Below are 13,064 nucleotides of genomic sequence, written 5' to 3'. Positions count from 1 at the left end.
CCTTGCGTCTGGTCTTCGCCGGTACCCCGGACATCGCCCTGCCCTCCCTGCGGGCCCTGCTCGACTCCTCGCGCCACGAGGTGGCCGCCGTCGTCACCCGGCCGGACGCCCAGTCCGGCCGCGGCCGGAAGGTCCACCCGAGCCCCGTCGCGGAGCTGGCGGAGGAGGCGGGCATCGAGATCCTCCGGCCGCAGAAGGCGGGCGATCCGGAGTTCCTGGAGCGGCTGCGCCTGATCGCCCCCGACTGCTGCCCGGTGGTCGCCTACGGCGCGTTGCTGCCGCAGGCCACCCTGGACGTCCCGCGCCACGGCTGGGTCAACCTGCACTTCTCGCTGCTGCCCGCCTGGCGGGGCGCCGCCCCGGTGCAGCACGCGATCCTGCACGGCGATGAGATCACCGGCGCGACCACCTTCCGGCTGGTCAAGGAGATGGACGCCGGCCCGGTCTACGGCGTCCTCACCGAGGAGATCCGGGCCTCCGACACCAGCGGCGCCCTGCTCGCCCGGCTCGCCGAGTCCGGTGCCGGGCTGCTCGCCGCCACCCTCGACGGGATCGAGGACGGCACGCTGGAGGCCGTCCCGCAGCCCCCCGAGGGGGTGAGCTTCACCAAGAAGATCACCGTGGACGACGCCAGGGTCGACTGGTCGGCGCCCGCCATGCGGATCGACCGGCTGGTCCGCGCCTGCACGCCCGCTCCCGGCGCGTGGACGGAGTTCCGCGGCCTGCGGCTCAAGCTCGGCCCGGTACGGCCCGTCCCCGAGGCCGCCGGCCCGGACGCCCCGGCCCCCGGCCGGATCCTGGCCTCCAGGAGGTCGGTGCTGGTCGGCACGGCCACCTTCCCGGTGGAGCTGGGCGAGGTGCAGCCGCAGGGCAAGCGCGTGATGAGCGCCCTGGAGTGGGCCCGCGGCGTGCGGCCGGGCGACGACGACCTCATGGGCGGCGCGTCATGAGCGGCCAGGGGAGCGGCGGCGCGTCCCGCGGCGGGCACGGCCCCGGCCGGAACGGCGGCTCGGGCGGCCGGGGCGGCCGGGGCTCGGGCGGCGGCCGTCCGAGGCGGCCGGCGCGCGACGAGCCGCGCAACGCCGCCTACGACCTGCTGCGCGCCGTCGACGAGCGCGACGCCTACGCCAACCTGCTGATGCCCGCACTGCTGCGCGAACGCCGCCTGACCGGCCGTGACGCGGGCCTGGCCACCGAGCTGGCCTACGGCACGCTGCGCGGCCTCGGCACCTACGACGAGGTCATCGCCGCCTGCAGCGACCGCGCCCCCGAGGAGGTGGACCCGCCGCTGCTCGACGCCCTGCGCCTCGGCGTCCACCAGCTCCTCGCCACCCGGGTGCCGCCGCACGCCGCCGTGGGCACCACCGTCGACCTGGTACGGCTGCGCGTCGGCACCGGCGCGTCGAAGTACGCCAACGCGGTGCTGCGCAAGGTGGCGACCCGGTCGCGTGAGCAGTGGCTGGGGATCGTGGCCCCCGGCCCGGAGGCCGACCCGGTCGGTCATCTGGCCGTGGTCCACAGCCACCCCCGGTGGATCGTCACCGCGCTGCGCGACGCCGTGGGCGGCGGCTTCGACGAGACCGCCGCGCTGCTGGCCGCCGACAACGAACGCCCCCGCGTCACGCTGGTCGCCCGTCCCGGCCGCGCGTCGGTCGAGGAGCTGCTCCGGGAAGGGGCCCTGCCCGCCGCGTACTCCCCCTATGCGGCCTACCTCCCCGAGGGTGACCCCGGCGCCGTCCCGGCGGTGGCCGAGACGCGCGCCGCCGTCCAGGACGAGGCGAGTCAGCTCGTCGCGCTGGCCCTGGCCCGCGTCCCGGTGCGCGGCCGCGACACCCGCTGGCTCGACCTGTGCGCGGGGCCCGGCGGTAAGGCGGGCCTGCTCGACGCCATCGCCACGCACGGCGACCCGGCCGCCCGCGACGCCGGAGCCGGTACGGTCACCGGAGCCGAAGAGTCCGCGGCCACCGGGACCGGGGCCGAGGCGACCGGGGCCGGGGCGACCGGGGAGCCGGGACCGGCGGGTTTCGGGGGCGGGGCCCGGCTGGTCGCGGCCGAGCTGCAGTACCACCGCGCCCGGCTGGTCCGGCAGTCCACCCGCGAGGCGGCGGTGATCACCGCGGACGGCACGGCCCCCGCCTGGCGGCCCGGGGCGTTCGACCGGGTCATGGTCGACGCCCCCTGCACCGGCCTGGGCGCGCTGCGCCGCAGGCCGGAGGCCCGCTGGCGGCGCGACCCGCGCAGCCTTCCCGAGCTGGGACGGCTGCAGCGCGCGCTGCTGGACTCGGCCCTGGAGGCCGTGCGCCCCGGCGGGGTCGTCGCCTACGTCACCTGCTCGCCGCACCTGGCCGAGACCTCCGCCGTGGTCGGTGACCTGCTGCGCCGTCGCGACGACATCGAGGCCCTCGACGCCCGCGCGTACCTCCCCGGGATCGAGGGGCTGGGTGAGGGCCCGTACGCCCAGTTCTGGCCGCACCGGCACGGCACCGACGCGATGTTCCTGGCCCTGCTGCGCCGCGGCTGAGGCCGGCTGGGGCCGCTGTCCGTTCCCGCACGCCACCGGGCCGCCGGGTCATCCGCCGGGTGGGGACGGCCGTCCCGGAGCGGGTGACCGTACGCTGGAAGGCGGGACGGGGGAGGCCGGACCGGGTCCGGTGCGCCGCCGACTCGTTGGCGCGCCCCTGTGGACCTGACGGCTTCACCGGGTTCCAATGGTCTTTTGCGCGTTCGCGGGCGCTCGCCGGCCGCCGTGCCGCTGCAACCGGCGTGGCGGCGGGTACGGCGGGCCGTCCCGGACGCGCGACGACCGGCGACGGGACGGGGTGCGGAAAATGTGCGGAATATCCGGCTGGGTGGACTTCGACCGCGACCTCGGGCAGGCGGGACGCACCGCGCTGGCCATGACCGCCACCATGGCCTGCCGGGGGCCCGACGACGAGGGGCTGTGGCTGGCCCCGCACGTGGCGCTGGGACACCGGCGGCTGGCCGTGATCGACGTCGAGGGCGGCCGGCAGCCGATGGTCGCCGAGGAGGACGGCCGGCCGCTGGCCGTCCTCACCTACAGCGGCGAGGTCTACAACTTCCGTGAGCTGCGCGACGAGCTCGCCGCCCGCGGCCACCGCTTCCGCACCCGCAGCGACACCGAGGTCGTGCTGCGCGCCTACCTCCAGTGGGGCGGCGACTTCGTCACCCGGCTGAACGGCATGTTCGCCTTCGCGATCTGGGACATCCTCCGCGAGGAACTGCTGCTGGTCCGCGACCGGATGGGCGTCAAGCCGCTGTACTACCGGCCGACCCCGGCGGGCGTGCTGTTCGGCTCCGAACCCAAGGCGATCCTGGCCAATCCGCTCGCCCGCCCGGCGGCGGTCGACGCCGACGGCCTGCGCGAGGCGCTCGCGCTCGTCAAGACACCGGGGCACGCGATCTACCGGGACATGCACGAGGTCCGTCCCGGCGAGATCGTCACGGTGAGCCGCCGGGGCCTGGCCCGGCGCCGTTACTGGCGGCTGGAGGCGCGCGAGCACACCGACGACCTCGACACCACCGTCCGGACCGTGCGCGACCTGCTGGACGACATCGTCGAGCGCCAGCTCGTCTCCGACGTCCCGCTGTGCACCCTGCTGTCCGGCGGCCTCGACTCCAGCGCCGTCACCGCGCTGGCCGCGAAGGCGTCGAAGGAGCACGACGCGGGCGGAATCCGGTCGTTCGCCGTCGACTTCGCCGGCTACAGCGACAACTTCCGGCCCGACGAGATGCGGGACACCCCCGACGCCCCCTACGTCCACGACGTCGTACGGCACGTCGCCCCCGACCACAGCGACATCACGCTCGACTCCGCCGACCTCATGGACCCCTCCGTACGGGCGGCGGTCCTGCGGGCCCGCGACCTGCCCACCGGCATCGGGGACATGGACGCCTCCCTGCTGCTGCTGTTCACGGCGGTCCGCCGGCACTCCACCGTGGCGCTGTCCGGGGAGTCCGCCGACGAGGTGTTCGGCGGCTACCGCTGGTTCCACGATCCGGAGACGGTCGCCGCCGACACCTTCCCGTGGCTGGTGACGCCGGGGGCCGGGCGGTTCGGCGGGCTGGCCGCGCTCCTCGACGACGCCTTGCTGCGCAAGCTCGACCTGCCCGCCTACCGCGCCGAGAGCTACCACCAGGCGCTCGCCGAGTCGCCGCGCCTGCCGGGTGAGAGCGGCCTGGAACGGCGCATGCGGGAGATCTCCCACCTGCACCTCACCCGGTTCGTGCAGATCCTCCTCGACCGCAAGGACCGCATGAGCATGGCCGTGGGGCTGGAGGTCAGGGTGCCGTTCTGCGACCACCGCCTGGTGGAGTACGTCTTCAACGCGCCCTGGTCGATGAAGACCTTCGACGGGCGGGAGAAGAGCCTGCTGCGAGCCGCCACCACGGACGTGCTGCCCCGCTCGGTCCTGGAACGCCGCAAGAGCCCCTACCCCTCCACGCAGGACCCCGGCTACGACGCGGCGCTGCGCGAGCGCGCGGCCCGGCTGCTCGACCGCCGCGACATCCCCGTCGCACCGCTGATCGACGTCGGCAGGGCGCGGGCCGCGCTCGCCAGGCCCGCCGGTCCCGGCGGCGCCCCGGACGGGGCCCGGGCGCAGCTGGAGGGGCTTCTCCAGCTCAACGCCTGGATGGCCGAGTACGACGTCCGGCTCGACCTCTGACCGGGCTCGGATCCCCGGCGGGGTCCGGCGGGGTCCGGCGGGGTCCGGCGGGGTCTAGTGAGGTCCAGCGGGGTCCGGCGGGTCCGTCCGGGGAGACGCTCAGCCCGGCGGACCCGTCCGGCCCGCCGCCCGTCCCGCGCGTCCCGCTCCGGTGGGAGGTGCGGTGTCCGGCGGCAGCGGCCGGGCGCCCAGCCGTCCGGCCAGGGCCAGCGCCACGACGCAGGCGATGACGACGTCGGAGGCCAGCGGGGCAACCCAGGGACGGTAGACCTCGACGGCCCAGCGGACGACCGGGGTGGGCGGGAGCGTGAGCAGTCCCGCGGCCCCGGGCAGGTAGACCAGGCTCGTCACGACGCCGCGGACCAGCATCAGCCCGTCCAGGCGGCAGGCGGGCATGAGCGCGAGGAGCGGGAACAGCAGGGCGTCGTACCAGGGGTGCTGCATCGGCGAGGTGAGCAGCCAGCCCAGGCAGCACGCCAGCGCCGTCCGTACGGCCGGCGTCCCCGCCCCCGGCCCGGCCTGCGCCCCGGAATGCGGTCCGGAGTGCGGTCCGTACGGCGCCGCGGGCAGCCGCAGGCACAGCAGCGCGCCGACCAGGACGGCCGCGCCGAGGGCGAGCCGCCCCTCCAGCGCGACCGCCTCCGGCCCCTCGCCGAGCCACGCCGCCACCGCCACCCGCCACGGGTCGGCCAGCGCGCGGGAGGCGACCTTGCCCGCGACGTTCGCCAGCGCCTCCGGGCCCCGGGTGGCGTAGGCAGCCGTCAGGGCCACGACCGCCCCGGCGGCCGTGGCCGCCAGCGTGGCGGGCGACCGGCGGGCCGCCCAGAACAGCCCGGCCCCGGCCAGCGCGAACGGCGCCTTGACGGCGGCCGCCGCGCCGAGCAGCACACCCGCCGCCAGGCCGCTGCGCCGCGCGGCGAGGAAGGACCCGAGCAGTAGGAGCGTCCCCAGCCCGTCGACGTGGCCGCCGGCCACCACGTGCCACAGCATCAGCGGGTTGAGGCTCCACAGCAGGTGGGCGCGGACCCGCCGCTCGCGGGCGGGCCCGGCCAGCCGGTCCAGGAGGAACGCCGACAGCAGGAAGGCCAGCCCGGCCATCGCCTTCCAGGCGAAGACCGTGCGGGCCATCGACGCGCCGCCCAGCCACGAGGCGGCCTGCTGCGCCCAGGTGGCCACCGGCCCGTACACCGACGGGGCGTTCCGCCAGGCCGGGGGGGAGAACGCGCCGACCGGGTCGCCCACGGCGTGCAGCCACGCCGGGGTCACCACGTACGGGTCGTGCCCCAGCGCGGCGATGCGCCCGTAGATCGCGTAGTTGAGGGCGTCGGTCGAACCGGCGGGCGGCACGAGGACGAAGACGAGGACGGCCACCGCCGAGGCCGCGAGCATCGCGCCCGGCGCGAGGTGCCGGCCCCGGCGCAGCGCGTACAGCCCGGCACCGGTTCCCAGCGCGCCGGCGACGATCGCCGCGGCGCTCAGCAGGATCACCGGAGTGGCGGCGGAGGCGGACGCGAAGGACCAGGGCGGTCCGTCTCCGAGGGCGGGCACCGCGGCCGAGGGGCCCGCCAGGCAGAGGAGCAGCATCGCCGCGATGGAGGCGCCGGTCAGGGCGAGCCAGGCGCGCCCGGCGAACCGCGCGGCCCGGCGGGGAGCGGGGACGAGCACCGGCTCCGGCATCGGCATCGGCTTCCAGCTTAGAACACCCACGAACGTAGATCATCTACGACATTCCGGGGTCCCGCGTCCGGACGGTCCGGGTGGGGACGGCGTTCGCCGGGTGATCGGGGCGGGTGAGGTGATGGAGATCGGCTGAGTGCGGCGAGGAGGATCACGGGTGACGTGGCCGGTGCCGAAAGGCCGGCGGACCGACGGGGTGATCGAGGCGGCCGGGGGAGGGCCGGTGGGGGCCGCCCAATAGACTCGGCCGCATCATGGCCGTACAGATCTCACCCAGCATCCTGTCCGCCGACTTCGCCCGTCTCGCCGAGGCGGCCGCGGCGGTCTCCAACGCCGACTGGCTGCACGTGGACGTCATGGACAACCACTTCGTGCCCAACCTGACCCTCGGCCTGCCGGTCGTGGAGTCACTGGTCAAGGCCGGCCCGCTGCCGCTCGACTGCCACCTCATGATCGACGACCCGGACCGCTGGGCCCCGGCCTACGCCGAGGCGGGGGCGGGCAGCGTGACGATCCACGCCGAGGCCGCCAAGGCCCCGGTCCGCACCCTGCGTGAGATCCGCGCCGCCGGGGCGCGCGCCGGTCTCGCGCTGAACCCGGCCACCCCCGTCGAGCCGTACGAGGACCTGCTCGGCGAGATCGACATGCTGCTGCTCATGACGGTCGAGCCCGGCTTCGGCGGCCAGAAGTTCCTCGACATGGTGCTGCCCAAGATCCGCCGGTCCCGCGAGCTGATCGAGGCGCACGGCGGCCGGGTCTGGCTGCAGGTGGACGGCGGCGTGTCGGAGCGCACCATCGAGCGCTGCGCCGAGGCGGGCGCGGACGTCTTCGTGGCGGGCAACGCCGTCTACGGCGCCGAGGACCCGGCCCACGCGGTGGACGTCCTGCGGTCCATCGCCGCCAAGACGGACCCGGCCGGCGAGAACGCCTGACCGGCGGGGATCCCGACCGGCGGGGAACCCTGACCATGGGAGTAGCCGACCGGCGGGAGCGTTTTCCCGGTGACCGGTGGGAAGGCCCGACCGGTAGGGAACCCTGACCGGCGGGGAACCCCGGCCACGGGAGCGGAACCCCGGCGGGCGCAGCCGGCCGCCGGGAAAGCCCGGCCGCCGGGAAAGCCCGGCCGGCCCGTCCGGTCCCGCCGGTGTTCTGCGATGCTTGTGTCATGGACCCGAGACGTGTCGCCCCCGGCCACCGGGGGCGCCCACGCGCATCCGACGGGAGGTGGCGCATGGACCACGGGCTGTTCGGACCGGGCTCGGTGACCTGGCGCGTGATGGGCGAGCCGATCCTGCTGGTCGGCGGGTTCAGGGCGCTGCTGATGCAGGGCCTCCACCCCAGGGCGATGCGCGGGGTCGCGCAGAACTCCGCGCTGATGGACCCGGGCGAGGCGTGGTCGCGCTTCCTGCGCACCTCCGAGTTCGTCCGGGTGCGGACCTACGGCACGACCGCCGAGGTCGCCGCCGCCGGGGCCAGGGTCAGGAGGATCCACGAGAGTCTCCGGGCCTTCGACCCCGACACCGGTGAGCGCTACCGCCTCGACGACCCCGACGCGCTGGCCTGGGTCCACGTCGGCGAGGTCGACTCCTACCTGTCGGTCGCCCGGCGGGCCGGGGTGCGGCTGAGCGACGCCGACGCCGACCTGTTCGTGGCCGAGCAGCGGCGCGCGGCCGAGGTCGTCGGCCTCAGCCCGGACGCCGTGCCCGGCTCGGTCCGTGAGATGCGCGACTACATCGAGGCCCGCCGGCCCGGCCTCTACTTCGCCCCCGAGGTGCCGCACCCGCTGCGCCAGTCGATCACCCAGTCGATCAGCGCGCCGCTCCCGCCGTACCTCGTGCCGTTCAAGCCGGTCCTGCCCGCGCTGACCGTGCTGGCCTTCGCCACCATGCCGCGCTGGGCCCGCAGGCTGTACGGCCTGCCCGGCACGCCGTTCGGCGACCTGTGGGCCACCGCCACCCTGCGGGCGCTGCAGACCGGCATCGGCCTGGTCCCCACTCCGGTGCGCTACAGCCCCGACGCCCGCCGGGCGCGGCGCCTGACGGCCGAGCGGGCCGCCTGAGCGTTCCGGACCGCCCTTGAGGGGGTTGCGGCATCCGGTAGGGGTGTTCCATGCGGTTTGCCACGCGTGGCACACTGATGTACGGACGCCGGCCTTCGGCGAGGCGTCCGTACGAAAGCGAGAAGGCAGGAAAAGCAAGAGCAGCGTGCTCCGGGGTCGGTGAAACTCCGAACCGGCGGTTACAGTCCGCGACCCGGTCGAATCCATCGACCGGTTGACCCGGTGGAATTCCGGGACCGACGGTCAAAGTCCGGATGGGAGGAAGCGCGCGGGCGGAAGAGGTGTCTTCGGGCACTCCTTTCGCCGATGACGGTGCGGGCCGCCGCCGTGAGCGGCGCGCGTGCCGTCGTGATCTCCCCCGGGGCCGCCGTGGCAGGCAAAGCTACTGGCGACGAGGAGACCCGGGTGACCGATCTGGCGCACATGCGCCGGGCCATCGAGCTCGCCGCACGCGGACGCGGCACCACCAGCCCCAACCCCGTGGTCGGCTGTGTCGTCCTCGACGCCTCGGGCCGGGTGGCGGGGGAGGGGTTCCACGCCCGCGCCGGTGGCCCCCACGCCGAGGTGGCCGCGTTGCGCGCCGCCGGTGAGCGTGCCCGGGGCGGCACCGCCTACGTCACCCTCGAACCCTGCGACCACACCGGGCGCACCGGGCCCTGCTCGGCCGCGCTGCTGGCGGCGGGCGTCGCCCGCGTCGTCGTCGCGGTGCGCGACCCCAACCCGGAGGCGGCGGGCGGCGCCGAGCGGCTGCGGCGGCACGGGGTGACGGTGGAGACCGGCGTCCTCGCCGCCGAGGCCGGGCGTGGCAACGCCGAATGGCTGACCTCCGTACGGCTCGGCCGCCCGCACGTCACCTGGAAGTACGCCGCGACGCTGGACGGCCGCTCGGCCGCCGCCGACGGCACCAGTCAGTGGATCACCTCCCCCGAGGCCCGCGCCGACGTGCACCGCCTGCGCGCCGAGGCCGACGCGGTCGTGGCGGGCATCGGCACCGTCCTCGCCGACGACCCCCTCCTGACCGCCCGCCCCGCGAGCGGGCCGCCCGCCCGGCAGCCGCTGCGCGTGGTCGTCGACTCCGCCGCCCGCGTCCCCGCCGGCGCCCGCGTCCTGGACGGCCGGACCCCCGCCCTGGTGGTGGTCGCCGCCGACGCCGACCCCGCCGCGGTCGAGGCCCTCGCCGGCCGGGCCGACGTGGTACGGCTCACCCGGCGCGAGCCGTACGGCCTCGACCTGGCGGAGCTGCTCGCCGAGCTGCGCCGCCGCCAGGTCGTCGGCGTGCTGCTGGAGGGCGGTCCCACGCTCGCCGGCTCGTTCCTGCGCGAGGGCCTGGTGGACCGGGTCGTCGGCTACCTCGCGCCCGCGCTGCTGGGCGCGGGGGCCGCCGCGCTCGGCCCGGCCGGCGTCGCCACGATCGCCGGCACCCACCGCCTGGAGTTCGAGGATGTCACCCCCACCGGCCCGGACCTGCGGCTCACCGCCCGGCCGATACCCCTTCGAGGAGATGCGGATGTTCACCGGAATCGTTGAGGAGCTCGGCGAGATCGCCGCGGTCGAGCCGTTGCCGGACGCGGCGCGGCTGTCGGTCCGCGGACCGGTCGTGACCGCCGACGCCCGGCACGGCGACTCGATCGCCGTCAACGGCGTCTGCCTGACCGTGGTGGAGGTGGACGGGGACGTCTTCACCGCCGACGTGATGAAGGAGACCCTGGACCGCAGCTCCCTCGGGGCGCTGCGGCCCGGCTCCCCGGTCAACCTGGAGCGGGCCGTCCGCGCCGACGCGCGCCTGGGCGGCCACATCGTCCAGGGCCACGTCGACGGCACCGGCACGCTGCTGTCGCGCGAGCCGGGCGAGCACTGGGAGGTCGTCAGGATCTCGCTGCCGGCCGAGCTGAACCGCTACGTGGTCGAGAAGGGCTCGATCGCGGTGGACGGCGTCAGCCTGACCGTGGCGGGCGTGGACGGCGAGAGCCTCACCGTCAGCCTGATCCCCACCACGCTGCGGCTCACCACCCTCGGCGCCAAGCGGCCGGGCGACCCGGTGAACCTGGAGGCCGACGTCATCGCCAAGCACGTGGAGAAGCTGACCGCCGCCTACGCCCCCGGGGGCCGGGCGTGAACTGGACGCAGGCGGGATTCGAGGTCCTCGGCACGAAGGTGCTCTGGACCGACCTGGTCGGCAACGTCGCCTCCCTGGCGACGGTGCTGCTGGCGATCCGCAAGTCGCTGTGGACCTGGCCGGTGCAGCTCACCGGCGCGGTGCTGCTGCTCATCGCCTCGCTCACCGCGCACGTCACCGGCAACGCCCTCAAGCAGGTCATGTTCGGCGGCCTGGCGGTCTACGGCTGGTGGCGGTGGTCGCGCGGGGTCCGCGACGGCGGGAGCCTGCCCGTGCGGCCCGCGCGGTTCTTCGAGCGCGCCGGGATGATCGCGACCCTGCTGGTCGGCACGATCGCGGTGGGCGTCGTCTTCTGGGTCGCCAAGCTGTCCTGGGGCGCGGCCGTCCCGCCGCCCGAGGGCTACTACCTGGTCGCCGCCGACGCCTACATCTTCGTCGGCAGCGCCGTCGCCACCTGGGCGCAGGGGCGGGCGCTGGTCGACTTCTGGATCGTCTGGGTGGCCGTCGACCTGGTCGGCGTGCCGCTGGCCTTCAAGTCCGGACTCGTCGTGTCCGGGGCGGTGTACGGGGTGTTCTTCGTGCTCGTCCTGGCCGGGTTCCTCAACTGGCTCAAGGAGTACCGCTCTTCCCGGGCGGCACTCGTCCCCGAGGAGGCGTTGTGACCGTGCTCGACCCGATCGAACGTGCCGTCAACGACATCCGCGACGGCCTGCCCGTCGTGGTCGTCGACGACGAGAACCGCGAGAACGAGGGTGACATCATCTTCGCCGCGGCCCGCGCCACCCCGCAGCTGGTGGCCTTCACCATCCGGCACAGCAGCGGCGTGATCTGCGTGTCGATGCCCGGCGAGGCCCTCGACCGGCTCGGCCTGCCGCTGATGGTGAACGACAACCGCGAGCGGCTGCGCACCGCCTACACGATCAGCGTGGACGCCCGCGACGGCGTGAGCACCGGCATCTCCGCCGCCGACCGGGCCAAGACGATCCGGACCCTGTGCGACTCGGCGACCGAGCCCTACGAGCTGGTACGGCCCGGCCACGTCTTCCCGCTGCGCTACCGCGAGGGCGGCGTGCTGGCGCGGCGCGGTCACACCGAGGCGGCCGTGGACCTCGCCAGGCTGGCCGGGCTGACCCCGGCGGGCGCGCTCGCCGAGGTCGTCAACGACGACGGCACCATGAAGCGGCTGCCCGAGCTGCGCGAGTTCTGCGACGAGCACGACCTGGCGCTGGTCTCCATCGAGCAGCTCGCGGAGTACCGCCGCCGTACCGAGCGGATGGTGACCCGGGTCGCCGAGACCCGGATGCCGAACCGCCACGGGATGTGGCGCGCCTTCGGCTACTCCAGCGCCCTGGACGGCGGCGAGCACCTCGCCCTCGTCTACGGCGACCTGGAGGACGGCGAGAACGTCCTGGTCCGGGCCCACTCCGAGTGCCTGACCGGCGACGTGCTCGGCTCGCTGCGCTGCGACTGCGGGGTGCAGCTCGACAACGCCATGTCGATGATCGCCGAGGAGGGCCGCGGGGTGGTCGTGTACCTGCGCGGGCACGAGGGGCGCGGCATCGGGCTGCTGGCCAAGCTCCGGGCCTACAGCCTTCAGGACGCCGGCAGCGACACCGTGGACGCCAACCTGGAGCTCGGGCTGCCGGTGGACGCCCGCGAGTTCTCCAACGCCGGGCAGATCCTCGCCGACCTGGGCGTGAAGTCGGTACGGCTGCTCACCAACAACCCGGCCAAGCTGCGCGGGATGGACGGCTACGGCGTCAAGGTGCTCGGCCGTGAGCCGATGCCGGTGGCGGTGAACCCGTACAACGAGAGGTACCTCACGGCCAAGCGCGACCGCCTCGGCCATGACATCGGGCAGGAGCCGCCGGGAGGGACGGCGGCCGGGGACATCGGTGTGCCGGTCGCGCCGGGCGTCCGCGGCGGGCGGGAGGACGCGTGAGCGGCACCGGAAGGCCCCCGGCCGACGCCGCCGACGCCGCCGGGCTGACCGTCGGCATCGTGGCCGCCCGGTGGCACGCGGAGATCACCGACCGGCTCGTGGAGCGGGCCGTCCAGGCCGCCAGGGACAGCGGCGCCACCGAGACCGTCGTCCGGGTGGCCGGGTCGCTGGAGATCCCCGTCGTGGCCCAGGCGCTGGCCGCCCGCTGCGACGCGGTCGTCGCCCTCGGGGCGGTGATCCGCGGGGACACCGCCCACTTCGACTACGTCTGCGACTCGGTGACCTCCGGCCTGACCCGGATCTCCCTCGACGAACGGACGCCGGTCGGCAACGGCGTGCTGACCTGCGACACCCTCCAGCAGGCGCTCGACCGCTCCGGGCTGCCGGGAAGCAAGGAGGACAAGGGCTACGAGGCCACCGTCGCCGCCCTGGAGACCGCGCTGCTGCTGCGCGGCCTCGCCTCCGGCGAAACGTCCCGCTAGCGTCCGGCGCCGGAGACCCCGCGCCGGGCACGGACCCTCATGTCCCGAGGCCGGACGGCCGCAGGGCATACGGGCCGGCGGTGCCACCCGCACCGCCGGCCCG

Annotated in this window: 11 protein-coding genes and 1 riboswitch; of the genes, 10 read left to right on the top strand and 1 reads right to left on the bottom strand. The window is 75.4% G+C overall.

Annotation, left to right across the window (positions count from 1 at the left end):
- Positions 1-2 precede the first annotated feature (2 nt).
- From fmt to asnB, 3 genes are all read left to right on the top strand, one after another.
- Positions 3-950 carry a methionyl-tRNA formyltransferase gene (gene fmt / locus ACFYSC_RS00845; RefSeq protein ID WP_362934602.1) on the top strand — a complete coding sequence of 316 codons (948 nt, stop codon included), beginning with the start codon at positions 3-5 and terminating at the stop codon, positions 948-950.
- Positions 947-2,521, top strand: a complete 1,575-nt coding sequence (locus ACFYSC_RS00840; RefSeq protein ID WP_389954786.1) for an RsmB/NOP family class I SAM-dependent RNA methyltransferase — start codon at positions 947-949, stop codon at positions 2,519-2,521. Before fmt ends, ACFYSC_RS00840 begins: the two co-directional genes overlap by 4 nt.
- A gap of 307 nt (positions 2,522-2,828) precedes the next feature.
- Positions 2,829-4,685: an asparagine synthase (glutamine-hydrolyzing) gene (gene asnB / locus ACFYSC_RS00835; protein WP_389954783.1), complete on the top strand. Its 1,857-nt coding sequence runs from the start codon at positions 2,829-2,831 to the stop codon at positions 4,683-4,685.
- Between the two features lie 99 nt (positions 4,686-4,784).
- Here asnB and mptB read toward each other — a convergent pair whose 3' ends face one another.
- Entirely contained in the window at positions 4,785-6,368 is a 1,584-nt protein-coding gene (mptB, locus tag ACFYSC_RS00830) for a polyprenol phosphomannose-dependent alpha 1,6 mannosyltransferase MptB (RefSeq protein ID WP_389954780.1), read from the bottom strand.
- A 248-nt stretch (positions 6,369-6,616) separates the two neighbouring features.
- On the opposite strand from mptB, the gene rpe reads away from it, so the two are divergent.
- The 7 genes from rpe (at position 6,617) to ribH (ending at position 12,961) form a co-directional block, all read left to right on the top strand.
- Positions 6,617-7,294 carry a ribulose-phosphate 3-epimerase gene (gene rpe, locus ACFYSC_RS00825; RefSeq protein WP_389954777.1) on the top strand — a complete coding sequence of 226 codons (678 nt, stop codon included), beginning with the start codon at positions 6,617-6,619 and terminating at the stop codon, positions 7,292-7,294.
- 299 nt (positions 7,295-7,593) lie between these two features.
- A complete protein-coding gene (locus ACFYSC_RS00820) occupies positions 7,594-8,421 on the top strand; it encodes an oxygenase MpaB family protein (protein WP_389954775.1) in 828 nt (275 codons plus the stop codon).
- Between the two features lie 141 nt (positions 8,422-8,562).
- Positions 8,563-8,693, top strand: a riboswitch (FMN riboswitch).
- A 133-nt stretch (positions 8,694-8,826) separates the two neighbouring features.
- Positions 8,827-9,948 carry a bifunctional diaminohydroxyphosphoribosylaminopyrimidine deaminase/5-amino-6-(5-phosphoribosylamino)uracil reductase RibD gene (gene ribD, locus ACFYSC_RS00815; RefSeq protein WP_389954772.1) on the top strand — a complete coding sequence of 374 codons (1,122 nt, stop codon included), beginning with the start codon at positions 8,827-8,829 and terminating at the stop codon, positions 9,946-9,948.
- Positions 9,929-10,537 (top strand): riboflavin synthase, encoded by a 609-nt coding sequence (locus ACFYSC_RS00810; RefSeq protein WP_389954770.1) that lies wholly within the window; start codon positions 9,929-9,931, stop codon positions 10,535-10,537. The genes ribD and ACFYSC_RS00810 overlap by 20 nt, the downstream gene beginning before the upstream one ends.
- The gene (locus ACFYSC_RS00805) at positions 10,534-11,199 is read left to right on the top strand and encodes a nicotinamide riboside transporter PnuC (RefSeq protein WP_389954767.1); all 666 of its coding nucleotides are present in this window, start codon (positions 10,534-10,536) and stop codon (positions 11,197-11,199) included. The genes ACFYSC_RS00810 and ACFYSC_RS00805 overlap by 4 nt, the downstream gene beginning before the upstream one ends.
- Positions 11,196-12,479, top strand: a complete 1,284-nt coding sequence (locus ACFYSC_RS00800; protein WP_389954764.1) for a bifunctional 3,4-dihydroxy-2-butanone-4-phosphate synthase/GTP cyclohydrolase II — start codon at positions 11,196-11,198, stop codon at positions 12,477-12,479. Before ACFYSC_RS00805 ends, ACFYSC_RS00800 begins: the two co-directional genes overlap by 4 nt.
- Positions 12,476-12,961 carry a 6,7-dimethyl-8-ribityllumazine synthase gene (gene ribH / locus ACFYSC_RS00795; RefSeq protein WP_389954761.1) on the top strand — a complete coding sequence of 162 codons (486 nt, stop codon included), beginning with the start codon at positions 12,476-12,478 and terminating at the stop codon, positions 12,959-12,961. Before ACFYSC_RS00800 ends, ribH begins: the two co-directional genes overlap by 4 nt.
- Positions 12,962-13,064 lie beyond the last annotated feature (103 nt).

The sequence above is a fragment of the Streptosporangium sp. NPDC004379 genome (assembly GCF_042873875.1).
Classification (GTDB): Bacteria; Actinomycetota; Actinomycetes; order Streptosporangiales; family Streptosporangiaceae; genus Streptosporangium.
Note: the sequence above shows the minus strand (reverse complement) of the source record. Positions and strands in the feature narration are given on the sequence as shown.